General features: G+C 42.6%; 16 protein-coding genes and 1 tRNA gene. 7 read left to right on the top strand and 10 right to left on the bottom strand.

The window, feature by feature from the left end; translation table 11 throughout:
• Positions 1–23 precede the first annotated feature (23 nt).
• The 4 genes from ACEYW6_RS12195 to ACEYW6_RS12180 all read right to left on the bottom strand — a co-directional run bounded on the left by ACEYW6_RS12195 (position 24) and on the right by ACEYW6_RS12180 (position 4,994).
• On the bottom strand, positions 24–2,294 hold the full coding sequence (locus ACEYW6_RS12195) for a transglycosylase domain-containing protein (protein ID WP_412979896.1): 2,271 nt from the start codon (positions 2,292–2,294) through the stop codon (positions 24–26).
• 422 nt (positions 2,295–2,716) lie between these two features.
• Positions 2,717–3,361: a hypothetical protein gene (locus ACEYW6_RS12190; RefSeq protein WP_412979895.1), complete on the bottom strand. Its 645-nt coding sequence runs from the start codon at positions 3,359–3,361 to the stop codon at positions 2,717–2,719.
• Between the two features lie 221 nt (positions 3,362–3,582).
• Positions 3,583–4,059 (bottom strand): signal peptidase II, encoded by a 477-nt coding sequence (lspA, locus tag ACEYW6_RS12185; RefSeq protein ID WP_190892513.1) that lies wholly within the window; start codon positions 4,057–4,059, stop codon positions 3,583–3,585.
• A 347-nt stretch (positions 4,060–4,406) separates the two neighbouring features.
• On the bottom strand, positions 4,407–4,994 hold the full coding sequence (locus ACEYW6_RS12180; protein ID WP_412979894.1) for a biotin transporter BioY: 588 nt from the start codon (positions 4,992–4,994) through the stop codon (positions 4,407–4,409).
• Between the two features lie 478 nt (positions 4,995–5,472).
• Between ACEYW6_RS12180 and ACEYW6_RS12175 the strand changes: the two genes are divergently transcribed.
• The 4 genes from ACEYW6_RS12175 (at position 5,473) to pstB (ending at position 9,503) form a co-directional block, all read left to right on the top strand.
• Entirely contained in the window at positions 5,473–6,546 is a 1,074-nt protein-coding gene (locus ACEYW6_RS12175) for a PstS family phosphate ABC transporter substrate-binding protein (protein ID WP_190892508.1), read from the top strand.
• A 229-nt stretch (positions 6,547–6,775) separates the two neighbouring features.
• Positions 6,776–7,717: a phosphate ABC transporter permease subunit PstC gene (gene pstC, locus ACEYW6_RS12170; RefSeq protein ID WP_190892506.1), complete on the top strand. Its 942-nt coding sequence runs from the start codon at positions 6,776–6,778 to the stop codon at positions 7,715–7,717.
• The gene (gene pstA, locus ACEYW6_RS12165; protein WP_412979893.1) at positions 7,714–8,646 is read left to right on the top strand and encodes a phosphate ABC transporter permease PstA; all 933 of its coding nucleotides are present in this window, start codon (positions 7,714–7,716) and stop codon (positions 8,644–8,646) included. The genes pstC and pstA overlap by 4 nt, the downstream gene beginning before the upstream one ends.
• A 53-nt stretch (positions 8,647–8,699) precedes the next feature.
• The gene (gene pstB, locus ACEYW6_RS12160; RefSeq protein WP_190892501.1) at positions 8,700–9,503 is read left to right on the top strand and encodes a phosphate ABC transporter ATP-binding protein PstB; all 804 of its coding nucleotides are present in this window, start codon (positions 8,700–8,702) and stop codon (positions 9,501–9,503) included.
• Positions 9,504–10,113: 610 nt separating this feature from the next.
• On the opposite strand, the gene ACEYW6_RS12155 is transcribed toward pstB, so the two are convergent.
• From ACEYW6_RS12155 to ACEYW6_RS12145, 3 genes are all read right to left on the bottom strand, one after another.
• Positions 10,114–10,184, bottom strand: a tRNA-Gly gene (locus tag ACEYW6_RS12155).
• A gap of 55 nt (positions 10,185–10,239) precedes the next feature.
• Positions 10,240–11,427 carry a hypothetical protein gene (locus ACEYW6_RS12150; RefSeq protein WP_412979892.1) on the bottom strand — a complete coding sequence of 396 codons (1,188 nt, stop codon included), beginning with the start codon at positions 11,425–11,427 and terminating at the stop codon, positions 10,240–10,242.
• A gap of 68 nt (positions 11,428–11,495) precedes the next feature.
• Entirely contained in the window at positions 11,496–15,041 is a 3,546-nt protein-coding gene (locus ACEYW6_RS12145) for a response regulator (RefSeq protein WP_412979891.1), read from the bottom strand.
• A gap of 992 nt (positions 15,042–16,033) precedes the next feature.
• Here ACEYW6_RS12145 and ACEYW6_RS12140 point away from each other — a divergent pair.
• Together ACEYW6_RS12140 and ACEYW6_RS12135 are read left to right on the top strand one after the other, a co-directional pair.
• Positions 16,034–16,681 (top strand): N-acetyltransferase family protein, encoded by a 648-nt coding sequence (locus tag ACEYW6_RS12140; RefSeq protein WP_412979890.1) that lies wholly within the window; start codon positions 16,034–16,036, stop codon positions 16,679–16,681.
• Between the two features lie 634 nt (positions 16,682–17,315).
• Positions 17,316–17,870 carry a hypothetical protein gene (locus ACEYW6_RS12135; RefSeq protein WP_196511812.1) on the top strand — a complete coding sequence of 185 codons (555 nt, stop codon included), beginning with the start codon at positions 17,316–17,318 and terminating at the stop codon, positions 17,868–17,870.
• Between the two features lie 8 nt (positions 17,871–17,878).
• Here ACEYW6_RS12135 and ACEYW6_RS12130 read toward each other — a convergent pair whose 3' ends face one another.
• From ACEYW6_RS12130 to gor, 3 genes are all read right to left on the bottom strand, one after another.
• Positions 17,879–19,024, bottom strand: coding sequence for a histidinol-phosphate transaminase (locus tag ACEYW6_RS12130; protein ID WP_412979889.1), 1,146 nt, complete (start codon positions 19,022–19,024; stop codon positions 17,879–17,881).
• 104 nt (positions 19,025–19,128) lie between these two features.
• Positions 19,129–19,770, bottom strand: a complete 642-nt coding sequence (locus ACEYW6_RS12125) for a YqiA/YcfP family alpha/beta fold hydrolase (protein ID WP_412979971.1) — start codon at positions 19,768–19,770, stop codon at positions 19,129–19,131.
• Between the two features lie 75 nt (positions 19,771–19,845).
• The gene (gene gor, locus ACEYW6_RS12120) at positions 19,846–21,222 is read right to left on the bottom strand and encodes a glutathione-disulfide reductase (protein ID WP_412979888.1); all 1,377 of its coding nucleotides are present in this window, start codon (positions 21,220–21,222) and stop codon (positions 19,846–19,848) included.
• A gap of 280 nt (positions 21,223–21,502) precedes the next feature.
• Between gor and ACEYW6_RS12115 the strand changes: the two genes are divergently transcribed.
• The coding region (locus ACEYW6_RS12115) for a hypothetical protein (protein WP_412979887.1) at positions 21,503–21,736 on the top strand (234 nt) is incomplete at its 3' end.

Here is a 21,736-nt window from a genome sequence, read left to right as displayed (position 1 = left end):
GTCCCCAGTCCCCAGTCCCCAATTTACCTTGTAATTCTCCGCATATAATTTCCCCACAACTGAGCTGCTTGAGCGCTGCTACCAGATGTAGGGGAATTATTGTCGTTTCCCAGCCAAACACCAGTCACAAGCCGCCGACCGGGGATAAAACCTATGAACCATAAGTCAACGTTTTTATCAGTCGTGCCTGTTTTTCCAGCTTCCCCCAGTCCAATTGCAGCACTACGACCAGTACCTCTTGTGACTACGCCACGCATCAAACTAGTCATCTCATCGGCTACACCATTTGCCAGCACTCGTTTGTTGGCATCTGGATCTTGGTCGAAGGAGTAGATTACACGGCAGGTTTTGATATCATTGCGATCGCGGCAATCACCACTGTCTAAAATTCGGTTAATCGCATGGGGAGGATTCCACACACCACGATTGCCAATAGCGCCAAAAGCACCAGTCATTTCCAAAACATTGACCACACTTTGACCTAATACTAAGCCAGGAACTGGATCAAGGGTTGATTTTATTCCCAAACGCTGTGCCATTGCCACGACTCTATTCAGCCCGACTTCTCTGGCAACTCGCAGGGCGATGGGATTTTCTGAAAGAGCCAGCCCGGTGGCAATATCTAAACTAGCGCCAGCACCAGCACGACAGGGTTTATAAGTAAAGCCTTGCCAAGGTAAAGCGGCGCAAGAATAACTTTTTGATTCTGAAATTCCCTGTTGAATAGCGGCGGTGTAAGCAAAAATTTTGAAGGTGGAACCTGGTTGTCTTTTGGCTTGAACAGCACGATTGAACTGACTTTTCCTGTAATCAGTCCCGCCCACCATTGCCAGGATACTGCCTGTACTAGAGTCAAGTGTGACCACCGCCCCTTGAGAAAAATTAAAATTTCTACCGGCGTTGTTCACTGAATTATTCAATGCTGCTTCTGCTTGGCTCTGTATCGCTGGATCAAGCTTTGTTTCAATGATATAATTTCCTTCTCTTGCGGCTCCCTCCCCCAAGATTGATTCAAGCTCAGAGAAGACGTAACTGTAAAAATAAGGAGCGATCGTCTTAGCTTGCTGTTCACAGACTTTAGGACTAACTTGAACAGTGGAGCGTCTAGCTCGGTTCGCATCTTCAGGTTTAATTTTGCCCATCTCCAGCAACCGCTTAATCACGCGATTCCGGTATTCAGCTGCTTCTAGCTTATTTGGCCCATCCCCACAGAAATCGAAAGCGTTGGGAGCAGGTAAAATTCCTACCAAAGTTGCTGCTTCTGCCAAAGTTAATTCTTTAGCCGACTTCTCAAAGTAGTACCGGGCTGCATCCTCAAAGCCAGAGGTATCTCCCCCCAAAAAAACCCGATTTAAGTACATCAGCAAAATTTCATCTTTGCTGTAAAAGGTTTCGAGCTTCAAAGCGACAATTGCCTCTCGCAATTTGCGTCCAAGGGTATCCTGTCTTCCTACATACTCGCGGAACAAACTGCGGGCAACTTGCTGGGTAACAGTGCTGGCTCCTTGTTGCACATCTCCGCTGCGGCTATTGATCAACACGGCTCGTAAAATTCCCAGAGGGTCAACCCCAAAGTGCCAGTAGTAACGACTATCTTCTGAAGCCACTACCGCAGCAGGTAAATAAGGGCCAAATTCCTCTAATCGCTTCATGTCTACATGAGAGGTAGTCCGAGGCTCTCTTAGGGGAGTGGCTCCATCACGGGCGTAAACAACTACTGGAGCGCGTGTAGCTGTAGGTAGGGGTTTAACTTGAAATTTTAGCCATTCTACGCCAATCACTAACGCTAACAGGGCACTCACACCGCCAACACCATAAGCTGTCCAACTGGCAGCTTTGACATACCAAGCTGGTGGATCGACGTATTGCAACCGCACAGAAGCGGCGAGTTCTGGTGGGCCCAGAGTAAGAATATCGCCGTGACGCAGTTCCAGGGAATTAACACGACGCTTGCCCCGATAAATGCCATTGGTCGAGTTTTCGTCTTTGATGACGAAAACTGGTGTGCGCTGAGTAGAATTCCGCGATAGCGATAGGTGAATTTGGCTGACAACAGGGTTACGGATGACGATATCGCTGGATTTGGAGCTACGACCTAGAATATAGCGATCGCCCAACAGTGGATATACCTCTGCCTTATCCGCCCCCGCATCCTGCACCCAGAGTTCCGGTACTTTGGCATTAGGCTTGAGCGCCAATTTAGAAAAATCGACCCTAGCTTGAATAGTATGTACTGCTTGAGTCAGTTGACCAAGTAACGTTTGTGGCTTTTGAGGGGGTTGGGGAAAACTCATCGGCTATTCACATCACAGTTTTTAGTGAAGAATCGGGCGAATTACAATTTTAGATGTTAGTCTTTCATCATTTTACTCATAAGCCAAAGCATAAATTTTTTATACGGTACTTTTTGAGCTAATTTATACTTGTAACCAGCTTAAGGCCAGAATTAGTTTGTTATTTTTGTAACTTATTTACAAAGGCACATTTTTTTCTCTATTCTCAAAGGCTTATTTTATATAATATTACTAGTTATATAACTACAGTTATTACATTTATTGTTGTATTTATAAACACTAGTTATCAGGAGACAGCAGATTTAATTTTTACCAATTTTACATATCCATATATTTTGAAACAAACCTAAATATATTCATTTAGGAAGATTTTCTAAATCTTATTGTCTGTTTTAATGGGCCGAGTGTTCCGTTTAGGTTAATTACAGAATGATGGGAAAATCTCTGACTCTGATTGGTGCGGCTTTATCTTTGGCATTCACCACTAATATTGCCGTAGCCGAATCCAGTAAATCCCCCATAGCCCAATCCAGTAGCGACTCTACTAGTGCACCAACGGAAATCAAGATGTCGCCGGAAGGAATGAAAATTCTGTGCGAGTATTTTCCACTCAATTCCCGTTGTTCCGGTGGCACAGCAGTCACCCCTAGCGCTCCTGGTAGCACTACAGTTCCGGCAGAAACCACGCCTGATAGCACCACCACGCCCGATAGCACAACTCCTGATAGCACCACCACTCCTGATAGCACAACTGCACCAGGAACCATCACCCCAACTGAACCTGGCACTCCTAGCAATTTAACTCCAGCACCAGGAACCGTCACCCCAACTGAACCTGGCACTCCTGGTAGCACAACTGCACCAGGAACCATCAGCCCAACTGAACCTGGCACTCCTAGCAATTTAACTCCAGCACCAGGAACCGTCACCCCAAATGAACCTGGTACTCCTGGTAGCACTACCGAACCAGGAAGCTCAACTTCACCTGAGTCTGGTACTCCTGGCAGCACTACCGAACCAGGTATGAGTTCTCCGAGTACAATTCCAGGCTCTAGTTCGCCAAACACTCCTACCCCAGGTAATTAAATTAAAAGCTGGGGCATAATCTGAATACTAGTTTGTCTTCAGCGATTGTCAGTGCATCTTGACTTCTTACACCAGTTATGTGAACTGGTATAAGATGAAAAGTCAAAATCGCTAAAACCAATAAATTAAGTCCTCGCATATAAGACTGAGCAAGGATTTCAAAAATCGATAGCCTGGGATGATTAATCCCAGGCTTAATAGTTTAATGCGACCTGCCAGTTGAAGTTGGTGTTTTTTGCAAGGAAGCAATTAACAGGCAAACAATACCGATACTGATAAATGAGTCAGCCACATTAAATACAGCAAAGTTAATCAGGCGAAAATCAAGAAAATCAACGACGTAGCCTAAAACAAAGCGATCAATACCGTTGCCCATAGCTCCACCTAAAATCAAGCCATAGCCCAACTGATCCCATAAGTTTAACGTTGGGCCAAACAAGGCCAACGCTATCAATACTAAACTCACTCCTAAAGATAGCCATCGCAACCACTCTACTTTCCCACTTAACAGACTAAAAGCGGCACCAGTGTTAGTGACATAGGTGAAGTGAAATATCCCAGGTAAGAGTGGTAGTGTCTGCCCTAAGCTAAAGGTTTGCACCACCCAGTATTTTGTTATTTGGTCTAAGAAAAAAGCTATGAAGGCAGCGATCCAGAAAAGGCGATTTTTTAAACGCATGGTGAATTAGTCATTGGTCATTGGTCATTATTGAGGCAGCACAGTTGCTATTCCTCCCTTTGGGAGAAGGCGAGCCACTGCATTAGGAAGTCTCCTAAAGTTGTAGCAAGTTGTGTGGAAACCACGTCAGTTCCTTCTCCCAAGGGGAGATGTTGCGCGTAGCTTGCCTTCCAGAAGGGATACAAGTTGGGCATTGCCTACCCAACACAGCCGCTCATAGGAGCTACTGGTGATAACGTAGCGTTAGCAATTCCTTTCCCAAGGAGAGACACCGAAGGCAAACGAGCGTCACGCGTAAGGGTCATTCATTGGTCATGAGCTTTTGACAAATGACAAAGGACAATAAATTAATAAAACATTAAATGACGCAATACATATGCTATTACAGTAATGGCACAGACCACAGTTAGTTGCCCTGGTAGTGCAAACCAGGAATATCTGAGGATTGCTTGCATCAAGGGTAGATTTTCTGTGCCTTTCCACTGAAAAATATAGCTAATAATCAAATAAGTAATACCGCATAGATGGAGAGTTAACAAGCCACAGATGCAACTAAAGGCTAGAGTTTCCAGTCGAGGTCTAGCTTTAAAAGCGAACAAGCCACAAATCCAAGCTCCAGGAATAAAGCCTAGCAAATAGCCAAATTGAGATAACTTGATATAACCGATACCGCCGCCATCGGCAAATACTGGTAATAACGTTAAACCCATCACTAAATAAGCAATTTGCGACAGGGCACCGGCATTTTTGCCCCCTAAGCAACCTACCAGTAGCACTGCACCAATTTGAAAAGTGACACCTAAAGAAAAAGTCTGAATTCCGTGCCTACTCCAACTCCAAGGTAAGGTGATGCCATAAGCTTCTAGGAAAGTACCACCCATTGTCAGGAGTAAGCCAATCATAGACCATAGTAATTGATTGGAAGCAGCAAACATTTATCAGACAACCAGGGAAAGGCAAAAGAAAAAACCAACAGGAACCAGTATAAACATTAATCTATGAACTCTCCCACCTTAGCTTTGCTTATACTGCTAGCTTCCTTCCCCGTAGGGGTATGCAGAACCCAAATGGCAAGGAGGGGTTTCAATCTTACTGCGGAATACCTTACCTTAAAGCTGCTTGTTAATTGATAATTAATAGCAGTAAATTTATTTTAAAATGTGCAATCTCAAAAAAATATTTAAAACGTACCCAAATTATTATTTGTATTTTACTTTGTGCAACACTAATTAATGGTATAATTTGTATCATGACTTCAAGGCTTTATCCGTCTTAATATGTGCCTTTGCTAACTTTAATTTTAGGAATTATAAGTATGTATTAGCATTTACTTAACCGTTTGTTAACCTTTGTCTTACTTTTGGGTGCTAATGTTCATACTGTTAATCCATAGCATCATTTATAAAGATCCTTATGTTCTCTTCAAAGGTGCAGTTGGTTGCTCCCCTGGTTGCTCTAGCAATTGGTATTGGCTCTTGCGGCGATAATAATCAAGCTTCTAACAACTCTAGCCCAGCAGCTGATGGCGGCGCTACCCCAGCCACCAACACAGCAACCGGATCAAATTTATCTGGAAAAGTCCAGATTGATGGTTCTAGTACCGTCTATCCTATTTCTGAGGCGATGGCAGAAGAGTTTCAAAAGGCTAATCCTGGGGTGCAAGTTACTGTGGCTTCCTCTGGTACAGGTGGCGGCTTCAAGAAATTCTGTGCGGGTGAAACTGATATTTCTAATGCTTCCCGCCCCATTAAGCCGGAAGAAGTGGAACTATGTAAAAAAGGTAATATCGAGTACATTGAATTGCCAATTGCTTACGATGGTCTATCTGTAGTGGTTAACCCCCAAAACAACTTTGCAGCTTGCCTCAAAGTTGATGAACTAAAGAAAATGTGGGAACCTGCGGCTCAAGGCAAAATTACCCAATGGAACCAAATTAACCCGAAATTTCCTGCACAGAAAATAGGTTTGTATGGCCCTGGTACTGACTCTGGTACTTACGACTATTTCACTCAAGCCGTTGTCGGTAAAGAAGGGCAAAGCCGAGGGGATTTCACTGCTAGTGAAGATGACAACACCTTGGTACAGGGAGTGAGCGCTGATCAAGGTGGTATAGCCTTCTTTGGCTATGCCTATTATGAGAACAACAAAGAGAAGTTAAAGCTGGTTGGCATTGATGGTGGTAAGGGCTGTGTTCAGCCAAGTCCACAAACCATCGGCGATGGTACTTATCAGCCGCTTTCGCGCCCAGAGTTTATCTACGTTAAGAAAACTGCGGCGACTCGTCCTGAAGTCAAGGCTTTTGTTGATTTCAATTATGCTCCAGCAAACCAAAAGCTAGTTACAGAAGTGGGCTATGTACCTTTACCTAGCGATCTACTGACTGAAGTTCAGGGACGCTTTAATAGTGGAAAAGTAGGTTCGATTTTTGAGGGTAAGGGTTCTCAAGTGGGTGTTACTTTAAAAGACCTTCTCAAGCAAGAAAAGTAAGAATTATCCACTAATTACTTTTTTGAAAATGCGAGTTTATCTGCACAATTTGCACTAAGCCCTAGTAGCTGGAAGTAGGAGCTTGTCAAAAAAAGTCTGCTTATACTGGCTTTATTTAAGGCTTATGGTCTTGAAAGTAAGCTTTATTTCCAGCCTAAGGCCAGTTCTCATAGAATGGTAGTGTGTCCATACATACAAAGAGAGTTTGAATTTATGAGGTTGTCCGCAAATGACTTACAACCCGTTATCTAATCAACCAGGTAATTCCAACTTATGGCAGCCTAATCGGACTTTGAGTAAACGAGTAGAAACTGGCGTCAAAGTCCTGTTCGCCTTGTTTGCTTTGATCTCGGTTGTAACCACGATTGGCATTGTCTTAACACTGATTTTTGAGACTGTTGAATTTTTTCAAGAAGTTTCGATCTGGCAGTTTTTAACAGATACACAATGGACACCGCTGTTTACTAATAAGCAGTTCGGAATCATGGTGCTAATTAGCGCCACATTGCTCATATCTGTAATTGCGATCGCAGTAGCTTTACCACTGGGATTGTTAGCCGCCATCTGCTTAAGTGAGTATGCTCCAGCTAAACTTCGCAAATGGCTAAAGCCAGCCTTAGAAGTATTGGCAGGGGTACCCACTGTTGTGTTTGGTTACTTTGCATTGTTCACAGTTACACCCTTTCTTCAAACATTCATCCCAGGGATGCAGGGATTCAATGCTTTGAGTGCAGGTATAGTATTGGGAATTTCAATTATCCCTCTGGTAGCTTCTTTGAGTGAAGACGCTCTTTATTCAGTTCCGCGTAGTTTGCGGGAAGGTGCCTATGCATTGGGATCAACTAAGCGGGAAACAATTATTTCAGTAGTTTTACCAGCGGCTTTATCTGGGATAGTAGCTTCTTTTATCTTGGCTATTTCCCGCGCGATTGGTGAAACAATGATTGTTACTATCGCGGCTGGTCAAAATCCTCAGTTGGGCTTAAATCCGCTAGTGCCCATTCAGACAATGACAGCATACATTGTCCAAGTAAGTAAAGGAGACACACCAGCAGGCTCACTGGCCTATAAAACTATTTTTGCGGTGGGTATGACTTTATTTCTCATAACCTTAGCCCTAAATATTTTTAGTTACTGGTTTGTTCGTCGCTTCCGGGAGAAATACGAATGACAAAGGGCAATATTGACTCTACAAATCTGTCTGACTCTGGGACAAATCCGAACTTTAACCTATCGATCAATAAACGCTACAACCTTGACAAAGTTTTTGCGATCGCTACTTGGGTTGCAACTTTATTTGCGTTGTTGATATTAGCTATTTTGCTCATTGATGTCTTAACTGACGGTGTTGGACGGTTGAATTGGTCTTTTCTTACCAGTTTTTCCTCGCGTCGTGCCTCTTCTTCTGGAGTATTAGCTCCCTTAGTTGGTACTATTTGGCTCTTGGTAATAACGGCTTTAATTTCATTTCCTTTAGGAGTAGGCGCAGGAATTTTCTTAGAAGAGTATGCCCAGGACAACTGGTTTACTCGGTTAATTGAAATCAATATTGCAAATTTAGCCGCAGTGCCATCAATTATTTATGGCTTGCTGGGCTTACAAATTTTTGTGCGGGTAATGGAACCAATAACTAAGGGACGCACAGTACTAGCTGGTGCTTTAACTTTAAGTTTATTGATTCTACCAATTATCATCATTACTACTCGTGAAGCGCTACGTGCGGTTCCCGATAGTTTGCGACAAGCAGGTTTTGCCCTTGGTGCTAACAGGTGGCAAATCATCCGAGAACAAATTTTCCCCATTGCTTTACCGGGTATACTTACCGGTACTATTCTGGCACTTTCACGAGCGATCGGTGAAACGGCTCCATTGATTGTAATTGGGGCTGTTGGGTTTATTACTTTCTTGCCTCAGCTTTCTCCACAAGGTTTGCAAAGTTCTTTTACAGCACTGCCAATTCAAATTTTTGACTGGGTTTCTCGCCCTCAAGTAGAGTTTCACCAGAATGCTGCTGCTGGTATTGTTGTTTTGATGATTGTGCTGCTGTTAATGAATTCAACAGCAATATTTTTACGCAATAAATTCCAGCAGTCACGCTAAATAAATCGACCTCATTTAAATGTAGATTTTCAGGATTTACCTGAAATTTTTGTATGGTATCAAGCTCAAAAACCGCTACTTCCGAGAATATTTTACAAGCTGAACAATTATCTGTTTTCTATGGTAATTTCAAAGCAGTTCGTGATGTTAACCTAAACATTGGCAAAAATAAAATTACTGCTCTTATTGGTCCTTCTGGATGCGGTAAAAGCACTGTACTAAGATGTTTTAACCGTTTAAATGACTTGATTCCTGGTGCACGGATTGAAGGAAGAATTACCTTTGGTGAAACCGATATTTATGACAAAAGAATTGACACAGTAGAATTACGCCGTCGGGTTGGTATGGTTTTTCAAAAGCCTAACCCCTTTCCAAAGTCAATTTATGAAAATATCGCCTTTGGAGCACGGATTAATGGTTATCGCGGTGATATGGATGAATTGGTAGAGCGGAGTTTACGGCAAGCTGCTTTATGGGATGAAGTTAAGCACAAACTCAAACAAAGTGGTTTATCTATATCTGGTGGTCAACAGCAACGCTTGTGCATTGCTCGTGCGCTCGCAATTCAACCAGAGGTTTTGCTAATGGATGAACCCTGCTCTGCTCTTGACCCAATTTCAACTTTGCGGGTTGAAGAATTACTCCAAGAACTGAAGTCCCAATATACCATTATTATCGTCACCCATAATATGCAACAAGCCGCACGGGTGTCTGATATGACAGCCTTTTTCAATGCACAGGCGACAGAAACGGGCAGCAAAATGGGATATCTGGTCGAATACAACTTTACAGAGAATATTTTTAACAATCCTCAACAGGAAGATACCCGAGATTACGTCAGTGGCAAATTTGGATAAATAAATATTTCACATTGTTGATGTTAGAACAATGAGGGATACTCGAAAATAAAAGCTGTGCGATATTCCTCTAGTTTTTTATTTCTTTGCCAAGGTTGGCGATCGCTTGATCAATTATGACTGTTACTTAGTCAAGAAAAGCAATAATTAAACTGTTAACATAAGACTTGCGTCAGCTGGTTACGGAAAGACAACATACCCACTCCAATATAGACCGACTAACGTAGTATTAGCATTAGATCGACTTGCTATTTGCTATTTATTATCTACTTGTAGATATTGTAATAACTAAATAAGTGGCGTGAATAATTAAAGGCTTGTAGTAAGCGGCTAGAGCCGCTTACTACAAGCCAATTTATATAATTAATTTTACATTATGTAACATGGGTGAATTTATTCTTGCCCACTTACTTACATAGTAGGTATTGGATAATTGAAATAGTTATTTATCTAACTGGTTATTTTACCAAGCCGAGACTTACTTGTTGTAATAGTATAATTTGCTAAAACTTTACCTAATTTAACAAGGGAATTTTGCCCTAAGTCTTTTTAATTCAGATACCGTTTCAGTTCACGCTCTATTCACTATTGCGTTTTAGAGCTTTTTCTAAGCGGGCGGCGGGAATCGAACCCGCATTAATAGCTTGGAAGGCTATAGTTTTACCACTAAACTACGCCCGCAGTTTTCCAACTTTATAAGGATAACACAGATTTTGTAAAAATTCAAGTCAAGTATTTAGTTGGAATTGGCAGCTTGGATTGTGATCCGTACAAAAAGATTGCTCAAATCTGGTTTTGTGCCATCGTTGTTGTGAGCAGCAACAAAGTTTTCTGTTTTGAAAACCTCGTTGAGAACTCGCTCATATGTGATTTTTTCACTTTGCTGTGTTGCTGGTTCTATTTCTAGAACTAGAGCCTGTTGAAAGTTGCCATTGTGATCAATTACTAAGCTAGCAAGGATCTGTGCAGGCTTAACTTCAGAATCGCTTGGTAGAAAACTTGAATCCAACTGTTTTGTGGTGCTTCCGCTGTATCTAGCTATAACGTCAGGTAAAGCATCTTGTCGAAATCCTCTTGTTTCTATCAAGTTACTCATTTCATCTCTAGGTAAAGGATCTACTATTACTAGCGATGCTCCCTCTGTCGGAGTTGGTGGAGTTTCTCTAGTTCGAGTTGGTGAAGTTTCTCTAGTCGGGGTTGGTGGAGTTTCCTTAGTCGGAGTTGCTGGAGTTTCCCTAGTGGGAGTTGGCGGAGTATCCTTAGTCGGGGGTGGCGGAGTTTCCCTAGTCGGAGTTGCTGGAGTTTCTCTGTTTTCAGGTTCCGAAACTGGTGGATTTGATGGAATACCTGTTGGTAGTAGCGTTCCCTTTCCCAGTTTGATTTCTTGACGGCGGTTCCAAGGTAGATTACCGACTGGAACTGTAGGTGTCGGTGTAGATTTCGGTATTGGGGTCGGTGTCGGTGTCGGTGTAAATGTAGGTGTCGGCGTTGGCGTCGGCGTAGGAACTCTCCATTGGCTAAAGGGTTGCTTATGAGGTTGAGAGGCGTAAGTTCGGCTCTTTTGCTGGAGATTATTATCAGCAGAATTTCTTGCGCCAAAATCTTGATTTCTGGGCATGGTTCGTGCTGTTTGTGGTGAACGCGCTGGTACAGACTTTTGATTTGCGGATGCTGGCTTTGGCGAAACTGTTTTAGCTGTTGTTTTTGTTTTGGGAGCAATGTCTATTAATTCAATGGGAACAGCAGATTCACTTTGCTGGGGAAACCACAGACTAAATGCATTAGATGAGCGCATCAGCCAGAACGCCAGTAAGTGCAGAGAGACTGAACCTATAACGACAGAAATCCACAAAGCGGGTGAATCGGTGTGTCGCCTCCAGACCTTGGCTGGAATTGGAGTTTTGTCTGCAACTGATGGTGTCATACTATAGAAACTGGATATGATTAGGCACTCTTACTCATTGGTAATGCTTTAAAATACCAGTCTAAATTTTAGCGATTAACAATTAGCTCTGGTTTAACAGCGAAGGTCAAAACTGTTTCATCTACTCCTTTAAGTTCTAGCGGACTACCTTTAGTAATTTCTTCTTCTTGCAAATAATCTGCCACAGCTGCAGAAACCAGGATAGTACCGGGAACAGCCGCAGCTTGCAACCTTGCAGCAATATTCACACTTGGACCAATGGCAGTATAATCGGCACGTTCAGCGCTACCAAACATCCCCACAACAGCAGTACCTTGGTGGATACCGCACCGGAACTGTACGCTAGTAAGTTTGTCACCATCGAATACACCTTGGTCTCGCCAGCGCTGGTTCAAGTCAGCTAGTGAGCGGTGCATTGCTCTTGCTGTGTTGATAGCACGACGCACCTGTTCATTAGGGGTTAGTTCTTCCGGCGCTCCGTATAAAGCTAAGATAGCATCTCCCATAAATTTATCTACAGTGCCGCCATTGCCAAATACAACCTTGGTCATGGCTTCTAAATATTCATTTAGTAACTCTGCTACTCGCCGGGATCTGAGAGTATTTGCTAGCTGTGTAAAACCCACAATGTCACTAAACAAAACTGTAATTAAGCGTGGTTCTGGGCGCAAATCTAAAGTTAAATCTCCAGTTGCGGCTTTTTGTACCAATACAGCTGGTAAAAAGCGTTTTAACACCGATTCTGTTAGATAAGTATTTAATTCCACGATTCGGCGTTCATTTTCCTTCAATGCTAAAAGATTCCGAACTTCCGCCAAAAGTTCCCGATCATTGAATGGTTTTGCTAAATAAGCATCCGCGCCATGTTCTGTACCTTCGATGCGGGTTTCCTCGTCTACTTTTGCTGTCAACAGAATGATTGGTATTCCTTTCAACTTCTCCTCATTGCGGATCATCTGAATCATCTCAAGTCCGCTCACCAAGGGCATCATTAAATCAGTCACAATCAAGCTGGGTATAATTTCCTTAGCTATACCGTGCCCTTCATAACCGTTACGAGCTGTGCGTACATGATAGCCGTTGCGGCGAAAAATATCAGATACATAGGTTCGCAAATCCGGGTTGTCATCTACAACTAAAATTGAGTGCTGAGTCTTAAGTGCTGAGTCTTGAGTATCAACATTGGGGGAGAAATTTAGTGTAATATCTTCAATATTGTCTGTTGTTGCCTCTAACAGTTCTAAATCAGCCAATTCTACACTAGCTCGGCTTGTATTCAGTTCAGTAGGCGTTTCTAGTACTTGTTGTGCTGGTAAATGAGCATTTCCACTAACAAGCCATAAACTAAAGGTAGTACCTTCGCCGTAAACTGATTCCAATGTGACTTGACCACCATGTAGTTCTACCAATTCTTTAACTAAAGCTAAACCCAAACCACTGCCTTCATACGAGCGGTTTGCGGAACCTTCAGCTTGGCGGAAGCGCTCAAATAGGTGGGGAATTTGTTCTTTAATAATGCCAATTCCAGTATCTTGTACTTGTAATATGCAACGATCATGTTCAGATTTTAGTCTGACACTGATTGTGCCACCTTCGGGAGTGAACTTCATGGCATTTGACAGGAGGTTATAAACCACCTTGTCAAATTTTTCCATATCCAAGTACACCGTAGAACATTCATCTAACTGGGTGGCGAGATGCAGTCCTTTTTTCTCACAGTAGGGACGAAAAGATTCAACAATTTGGCTGACAAATTCGACTAGATCGCAAGGGCGGAAACTAGGCTGCATTCTCCCCGCATCCAGGCGTTGTAAATCCAATAGTTGATTTACCAGTCGCAGCAGGCGGCGGGAGTTACGTAGAGCGATCGCACTTTGGGAGTAAGATAATCCTTCACCAGCCGCCACCGCCGACTCTAAGGGCCCTTGAATCAAGGTGATGGGTGTGCGAAACTCATGGGAGATATTTTGGAAAAATTCGGTTTTTTGTTTGTCTAATTCCAGTAAGCGTTCAGCTTGTTGGCGAGTTTTTTGATACAGATGTGACTGCTGCACAGCGATCGCTGCTTGAGATGCTACTGCTTTAGCCAAATCGATATCAGATGACAGCCATCGGCGTACTTTTTTACCCTCATGTAAAGTAATACTACCGATACATTTCCCATCAGCCAATAATGGCACAAACATTAGCGATCGTGCTGGCATTTTTAAAGGCAAATCAAAACCCTGCACATCTGAGGGAGAATGGCTCACATTACCAATTACCACAGGTTCATGTGTCTGTAGCATTTGTTGCAGGATTGGATTCTCCTGTATAGATGATTGAGAATAAGGTAATCTCTGAGTTGATAAGTGATTATTACTACTAAGATTATTATCTAGAACTGGCAACTGCGGCGAGCTGTGCCTACGCAAATTTTCCGAATGTTGAAAACTTTCATACAAGCCCACACACTCGACAAACTCATCTTCCTCTGTCCACAAAGACAGGACGCAGCCATCGACTTGTAAAGCTTGTCCCAATTGCTGGGTGATAGCGGCAAAAATATCTTGGGGGTCTAAGCTAGAGCGAATCGCGCTAGTAATTGTATTAATTAAGCTCTCTCGCTTGGCAAGGGCACGTACTTGTTCGTAAGCATAAGCTTGAGACAAAGCTAAAGCTGCCTGATCTGCCACCATCAATACTAGCTGCACTTCATCATCTCCCCAGAAGCGAGGCAAAGAACACTGATGTAGTGCCAGCACTGCCATCAGTTCTTGTTGGCAGATCAATGGCACAACTAAACTAGAGCAAATGTTAGCGGCAATAAAAGCTGCCTCACGTTGGCGCAGTTCGGGAGTATTACCGTGAATACGCTCATCATCAGTTACATCGTGAATCACCTGGACTTCGCGGGTTTCCCACACAGTCTGAGCCAAAAGAGGCAGAGGGGCAGAGGTTGAGAAGGACGCAGCAGAAGAATTATTTGCCTGCACCTCTGCTTGTGTGTGCTCCCCTGCCTCTTCAGAAAGAGCCTTCTGATAAATGAATCCTTTATCCGCTAACTGCTCATCTTGGAAGGGACGCAACAGGCAAACATCCACCTCCAACATATGACCCACTGTATCTACAATCGCCTGCAAAATTTGGCGATAGTCTAAAGCACTGCGAATCGTATTTGTAACGGTATTCAGCAGCGATTCTTGTCGGAGTGTGCGAGTAAGTTCGCGGGTGCGGGCTTTGAGGATATTATGAGTATCCAAAGCTTGGCGTACCACTGCTTTGAGTTCCTCAGCTTCCCACGGTTTGGTGACATATTTAAATACCTTACCAGCGTTAATTGCTTCCACCAGGTCTTCGACATCGGTGTAGCCAGTTAAAATAATCCGGATAATATCTGGATATTGAGTTGCTGTCAGGCTCAAAAATTCTGTACCGCTCATCATCGGCATCCGCTGATCGGAGATGATCACTGCGACCTCCCCCTCTTGAGCCAGCAGATCGAGTGCCGCAGGGCCAGAGTTTGCCCTTAGCACCTTATAGTCGCGATAGAAAGTGCGGTAAAGCAAGTCAAGGTTGTCTGGTTCATCATCGACAACCAAAATTTTAGGCTTACTGTTTGCTTGGGATTTCATGCACCGCTTTCCTGCTGCAACGGCAGTCGGATAAAGAATAATCTGATCAGGTAAGTATTTTTCTGAGTCAGGTAAGAGCAGAGCATTTCGACCAATAAGGCTGTTTGGCTACATGACTGCTGAGTGTAGGAGCGTTTACTCACAGTAATTCGTCTCAATGGCGTATGCCGATTACCGTTTGCTTTGGTGCAGTGTAATTGCTTTCATAGTCAGTTTTAGTGTTATGGAGTCGATGCTTGCTTGCAAAATCTTGCTTCACCTCCTGTGAGCAACGCCTGATACTACATACAGCACTCATAGCTGGCTGAAAAATCCAGATGAAGCTGCATATTAAGTTTTCCCTCCGCAGCAGTTGTACTAACACTTGCAGGTAAATTTTATTTATGGTAGTCATGGTAGAGTCAGAAAAATTAAAACAATAAGATTTAAAGCCAAAGTATACTATTAGACAAATGCCTCTTTCTAATTTAGCAATCAGAACTATCATTAAGACAAGTGGTAGTGGTTAAGAAGTTAGGGATAATCCTGTAGATTCTTCCCCACTAACTGTACAGCCCGTTCCTATGACTTAGTATCAAAGTCCCGTTAGTGTAGCGGCAATTGCATAAAAAAATTCAGTCCTGCAACCAAAGTTTGTCGGTAGTGTACTTACTTAACAATTTTTTAGGTAATGCCTATGGGCAGGTTATGCTATTTGTCTACCCATTTACATAAACCTGTACGAATTTACAGATACTTTTGTGGTAAACAGACTGATCTTCTTCCTACCTAAAGTAAAATATGCACCTGAACCTACTGAACTTAAGATTGTAGATGTATGAAGCTGTAACTTCTAAGACTTTTTCAAACTTACAGGCTATAAAGCCCCAAACTAAATTGTAAAACTTTGTATGATCCACAAGCAAAAGTGAATTAGCAATCTTAGTTAGGTTAGTTCAAGCTCCTGGGTAGATATATAGTTTTTCTTCAGTTTAAATGGTGTTTGAGGATATTTGAAAAAATTTTCGTCGAATCAAATCAATACTAAACTAGCCTTGAAATATCGGTTTTTTCATCCATACCAGCAACAGCCAATCGATCCAGCTTGCTGTCAATTTCAAATTCGTACAGCTACACCTGCTGATTTGATAGGTGTTTCCCAAATTATTGCTGAAAGCTTTCACTCTCAACAGGGTATGTGGGGATGGGCTTTTCCATTACTACGTCTGGGTATTTACGAAGACTTAAGGCATCGCATGGCATCACCCCCGCCGCGTCATATTTGTTTAGTCGCCTTTGAAGCTACTACTGGTGCGGCTAATAATTTAGTGGGAAGTGTGGAACTGGGTGTACGTTACAGTGATTCGTGGAGCCAGGTTGGCACGGGTTTTCCTTACTTATCCAATTTAGCAGTTCACCCACAATACCGGAGACATGGTGTGGCTTCAGGCTTACTGGCTAGCTGTGAAAAAGTTTCTCGTGAGTGGGGATTTCAAGACTTATATCTCCACGTTTTGGAAAATAACCATCAAGCAAGGCAACTTTATTTTAAGCTGGGATATCGGGTGCATAAAGTCGAATCTAATTGGAATACATTTTTCATAAGGCGCTCAAGCCAAATGTTATTGCACAAGCATCTGAGGGCTGATTCCATTATTTAAATTTTATTTTGGCAATTATAAATTTTGATATTGTGAGTACAGTAGTTTGGAAAAAATAAATCACCAATATCGACAATCAAAGCACAAACTTACCTAATTAAAAACTCAGTCAGCCAAGATTAGCTAAATATCTAGATGTATATAGCTTCAGATAATTATTTTAATGATATTTAATGTGAAGATTTTACGGTTATTACTCTTCTTCACATTAATGAAAATATAAGTTTTTAAGATTTACTTAGAACGATTAAATATTAAATTTTGTCTTTTTTTATTGGTCATGAAATAACAAATATTTTAAAGTTTTTTATATAGATAAATAAATTAATTATAATGACAATAGCTGTACAATTACCTTTAGGAAATTAGCAATAGCTCATAATAACTTTGTAATTAAGTTATTCATCTTTATAAAAACTTTAAGAAAACCCTCTCCGAATTTAAAGACAAATCGAGTTATATCTCATAAAATATGATCACTAAATTATTAAACAATGCCTATTTGTTACTATTTTAGTCAAATTGATGAAAAGACTCTTGATAATATAAAGAATTCAAAAACCTAATTTTACATAACAGCTAGTTCCCTTTTGAAGTGCATACTACTACCAAATTCGTTGAAAGTTTAAAAAACATGGATAGCGAACAGCATCGGCGCTATCAGACATCTATGGTATCAACTTATTACCCTGAAACTAGTTTCCTTGACTCTCTTGTCATGCCAGATGGAACTGAGCAGTCGCAAGGCTCGGATATCCTTACACGTTTACACAGTGGAGAAGTTTTCATTGTCAATAGTCGTAGACGAAATGGATTAATCCTCTTTAAACGCTACCATGCAGAGTTTGCTGGACCTGGGGCTGCTGTGGGTGGGGATTACGATTGTGATTGCCAAAGAGCACTGCCCATAGGTAATCTGTCTTTATTAACTCCCGAATCTAATGAAGAACGCCAGAAGGCTTACTTGATTAGGCGACAGTGGATTCGATTGATCAAACAAATTACAGAAAACCCTGTAGCTGGGCAGCGCGTCCAAAAGATTCTCGATCAATTTGAACAATACTTTCCGCCAGAAATAGTTGCTCTTTTGCCGGATGTTGCCTTTGCTCTTTTAGTCGGTGTGCTGCCACAAACAGTGGGAATAGTACGCCGTTTGGGCAGTGAGGTGGACAACCGATTTAATTATTGAGTGAATTGCTAAAATTCCAAATTTGCCAAAGCAGCTTGTACTCGATTAACGGTGCGGGTGTTTTCCTCTATTGTTCCTACAGTAATTCGCAATCCTCCGCTAATGTGTCGCACAAGAGTGCCGAGTGTCCTAAGTTTCTGGTGGAAAGTTTTTAACGCAACATCTTGTGAATTAAAGCCATTTGGTTTAAGACGCAGGTAAATAAAGTTAGCAGCGCTTGCGGTAATTCGTAGTTCTGGTTGCTGGGATAAAACTTCGATTAGTTTGGCTCGTTCACTTAGGGTTTGGGGAATTGACCCCAGCAAGAGTGTGCGGTTTTGTAAAGCAACTAATGCTGCTGCTATGGAAAAGCTGGGGAGATTGTAAGGTAAGCGGACTTTTTCTAAAATGGCGATCGCTTCGGGATGAGCGACACAATAACCAACACGGAGAGATGCCAATCGGAAGGCTTTAGAAAAAGTGCGTAATATAACCCAATTGGAGCGCTGTGCTAATTCACCTACTAAGGTAGTTTGACTGAATTCAAAGTAAGCTTCATCAATTACTACCAAAATATGCTCACTCAGATTTTTTAACCATGCCAACTCTGCCGCAGTTAGACTATTGGCAGTAGGCGAATTGGGATGCACTACGAAAACTACGCGAATGGGGGGATTTTGAGTTTGTTCGATGGCAGACTGTGCGGCTTCTAAGTCAATTTCAAAATTTGTTTCATTTCTACCCACCGCCACTATAGGAATACCCAAAGTTTGTGCCAAAATTCCGTACATAGAGAAAGTGGGATTGGCAACTAGAATTGAACCTTCTCCTCCTAGACAGGTAGCGATTAATAAAGAACGGATTAGTTCATCTGAACCATTGCCCACAGAGATATTGGCGGCAGTATTGGATATTGAGAGACCGGCTGATTCATTGACGTATTCGGCGATCGCATCCTTAAGTGTTTCATGTCCGCCATCGGGATAACGATTTGTTTCAATTACTTGCTGATACGTCCAGACCAGCTTTTCTTTTAACTCAGGTGGTAAATCATAGGGGCTTTCATTTGTATCTAGCCGATCAAATTGCGTGGGGACAGCTCCGGCTGTATCGCTGCTGGGGTGAGGTTTGTACGCGGTAAATTGGGCTAAATCTGACCGGATAAAGGGAAGCATAATTTTAGTAAGTCATTGGTCATTGGTCATTAGTCATTAGTAAGTAAAGAAAGGACAAATGACTAAGGACAATTAGTTATGTGAGAGTCTAATATTTTACAGCTTCAAGGTAATTGGCAAAAGAGGCGAATTGCCTGCCAAATTTCTTCCATAACATTACCTAAGGCGTGGTCACTGTCGAGTTCGACTAACTTCACCCAAGGACGCGAACGCCCAAAGTTACGACTGGCTTCAATGGGAATGACTTCATCCTTTTTTCCATGCAAAATCAGGGTGGGGATAGGACGTTGCAAAAACTCCTCTTGGTATTGGGCAGCATCTGTAACGAAATCGTAACTCAAGGGAAGCTTTCGCTCCTCTCCATAGTGGTAGACCATGATATATTTTTCTTGCTGCCAACGCTGTACTTCTTCATCGCCTAGCTTGGGTAACCAATGGGATAAAAACTCAAAAGCTGGTGCTAGAAGCACGAGACGTTGCACTTGTAAATATTGCTGTCCCAAGTGGGCAGTGGTCAAGCCGCCTAAACTTGAGCCAATAAGCGTTACTGGCGTAGAATTATTACTGAATTCTGCGGCAACTTGAGTCATCTGACGAGTGATTGTCAACTGCGAAAAATTGCCAGCATTTAGATCGGGAATTTTTAGCTTTGTGTGAATTTTGGCAAAGCGATCGCCTATATCCCGCGCTTTAGCAGAATTAGGACTGGAAGCGAAGCCGTGCAAGTAGATATACTGGGTGAGCATTAAAGTTTTCCCGTTAGGGTCGTCCTTAGTCATTTGTCAATTGTGATTTCAAAGGACAAATGACAAATGACCTAGTTATCGCATTGTGACAAATTCTTCGGCTGCGGAGGGATGGATACCAACGGTGGCGTCAAAATCTTTTTTAGTTGCGCCCATCTTGACGGCGATCGCTATACCTTGAATTATCTCAGCGGCATTTTCACCTACCATGTGAGCGCCTAGCACTTTGTCAGTGTTGCTATCAACCACCAACTTCATCATTATCTTCTCTTGCTTACCAGTCAAACTATGGTACATGGGGCGAAAGCGAGTGCGAAAAATTTTTACGGCATCACCGAGTTTTTCCCGTGCTTCGGCTTCTGTCCAGCCTACTGTCGCGGCTTCTGGAGTAGAAAATATAGCTGTGGGAACAGTTTCGTGACTGAATTCGCGGCGGTTATTGCCGAATTCGCTATCAGCAAAGGCGCGACCTTCGCCAATAGCTACGGGAGTTAAATTGATTCGGTCTGTGACATCGCCAACAGCAAAGATATTGGCTTGACTAGTTTGACTATATTCATTGACTGCGATCGCACTTGTGGTATCGTATCCAGGACCTTCGATAGAACTAGCGACAACATCAATCCCAGCGTTTTCTAAACCAAGTCCATCTACATTGGGAGTTCGACCAGTCGCCACTAAAAACACATCGGCAATTACTGGTTCTTGGTCTTCCCCTGATAAAGTCAGTTTAAATCCTTCCGGCACGCGTTCAACTGTTTTTACCACATTATTCTTAATCAATCGAATTCCGTGGTTCGTCATCCCTTCTTCAATTTCTGTAGTGATGTCCTCATCAAACCCCTTCAAAATCTTTTCACCTCTGGTAATTTGTGTGACATCAGAACCCAAACCACGCATGATACAGGCAAATTCTGTGCCAATATAACCAGCGCCAAGAATGATGATGTGTTTTGGTTGTTCTTTTAGATGAAAGATTTCGTTAGAGGTAATGCCATATTCCATCCCTGGTAAATCTGGTTTGATGGGACGCCCGCCAACAGCAATTAAAATTTTGTCTGCTGTAACTTTGCGTCCATCAACTTCTACTGTATGGGAGTCTAGTAATGTGGCACGGCTAGGAATTAATTCAACTCCGGCTTTTTCTAAAAAGCTGATATGTAGTTGGGACAGTCGCCGAACTTCCTTATCTATAGATGTAATGAAATGTTCCCAGTCCAACTCGGCATTACCTACTTTCCAGCCATAGCCTGAAGCTTCACTGAAGAGTGCGGGAAAGTGAGAGCCATAGACCATAAGTTTTTTGGGAACGCAACCACGAATCACACAAGTACCACCAACTAAATCATCTTCAGCGATCGCCACTTTTGCTCCATAGCTAGCCGCCCGTTTGGAAGCCGCCAAACCTCCAGAACCCGCACCAATTACAAACAGGTCGTAATCAAAAGTCATAGATTTATATATCTCTTTAGCAACAAGTTAGTTCTTGGGAGCTTACACAGAAAATGTGATTGCACTATATAAGGATATCTGGTGAACTCTGTGTAAGTCCTGTCCTTGATTTAATCTAGCGCTAGCAGATGTTCTCTAGTCGTAGGGAATATCACTTTTTGCTGTGGTTGCTGTAAAGGCAGTAACTACAATTCATTTGTCATGGTTCTGCATCTGGTATCGGGCATAAGTCTGTGCTACTGCGATGGAGCAGCTAAGTCCCCAGAACTTACGCAAAATTATGACAAAACGAACCGCGTTCGGCATTCGCAGAATATCTTGTACCCTCATTAGCAGTTTTATATGCTTGGAGAGTCAGTCGGGGTTACGGGTGTTGTCTCAGTTGGGGTTACGGGTGTTGTCTCAGTTGGGGTTACGGGTGTTGTCTCAGTTGGGGTTACGGGTGTTGTCTCAGTTGGGGTTACGGGTGTTGTCTCAGTTGGGGTTACGGGTGTTGTCTCAGTCGGGGTTACGG

It is taken from the genome of Nostoc sp. UIC 10607 (assembly GCF_047228265.1).
Taxonomy (GTDB): domain Bacteria; phylum Cyanobacteriota; class Cyanobacteriia; order Cyanobacteriales; family Nostocaceae; genus Nostoc; species Nostoc foliaceum_A.
Note: the sequence above shows the minus strand (reverse complement) of the source record. Positions and strands in the feature narration are given on the sequence as shown.

Bases quoted from the DNA above. Each gene is read 5' to 3' on its own strand.
- ACEYW6_RS12195 (WP_412979896.1), bottom strand. From the start codon at position 2,294: ATGAGTTTTCCCCAACCCCCTCAAAAGCCACAAACGTTACTTGGTCAA.
- lspA (WP_190892513.1), bottom strand. From the start codon at position 4,059: ATGCGTTTAAAAAATCGCCTTTTCTGGATCGCTGCCTTCATAGCTTTT.
- ACEYW6_RS12180 (WP_412979894.1), bottom strand. From the start codon at position 4,994: ATGTTTGCTGCTTCCAATCAATTACTATGGTCTATGATTGGCTTACTC.
- ACEYW6_RS12175 (WP_190892508.1), top strand. From the start codon at position 5,473: ATGTTCTCTTCAAAGGTGCAGTTGGTTGCTCCCCTGGTTGCTCTAGCA.
- pstC (WP_190892506.1), top strand. From the start codon at position 6,776: ATGACTTACAACCCGTTATCTAATCAACCAGGTAATTCCAACTTATGG.
- pstA (WP_412979893.1), top strand. From the start codon at position 7,714: ATGACAAAGGGCAATATTGACTCTACAAATCTGTCTGACTCTGGGACA.
- pstB (WP_190892501.1), top strand. From the start codon at position 8,700: ATGGTATCAAGCTCAAAAACCGCTACTTCCGAGAATATTTTACAAGCT.
- ACEYW6_RS12150 (WP_412979892.1), bottom strand. From the start codon at position 11,427: ATGACACCATCAGTTGCAGACAAAACTCCAATTCCAGCCAAGGTCTGG.
- ACEYW6_RS12145 (WP_412979891.1), bottom strand. From the start codon at position 15,041: ATGAAATCCCAAGCAAACAGTAAGCCTAAAATTTTGGTTGTCGATGAT.
- ACEYW6_RS12135 (WP_196511812.1), top strand. From the start codon at position 17,316: ATGGATAGCGAACAGCATCGGCGCTATCAGACATCTATGGTATCAACT.
- ACEYW6_RS12130 (WP_412979889.1), bottom strand. From the start codon at position 19,024: ATGCTTCCCTTTATCCGGTCAGATTTAGCCCAATTTACCGCGTACAAA.
- ACEYW6_RS12125 (WP_412979971.1), bottom strand. From the start codon at position 19,770: ATGCTCACCCAGTATATCTACTTGCACGGCTTCGCTTCCAGTCCTAAT.
- gor (WP_412979888.1), bottom strand. From the start codon at position 21,222: ATGACTTTTGATTACGACCTGTTTGTAATTGGTGCGGGTTCTGGAGGT.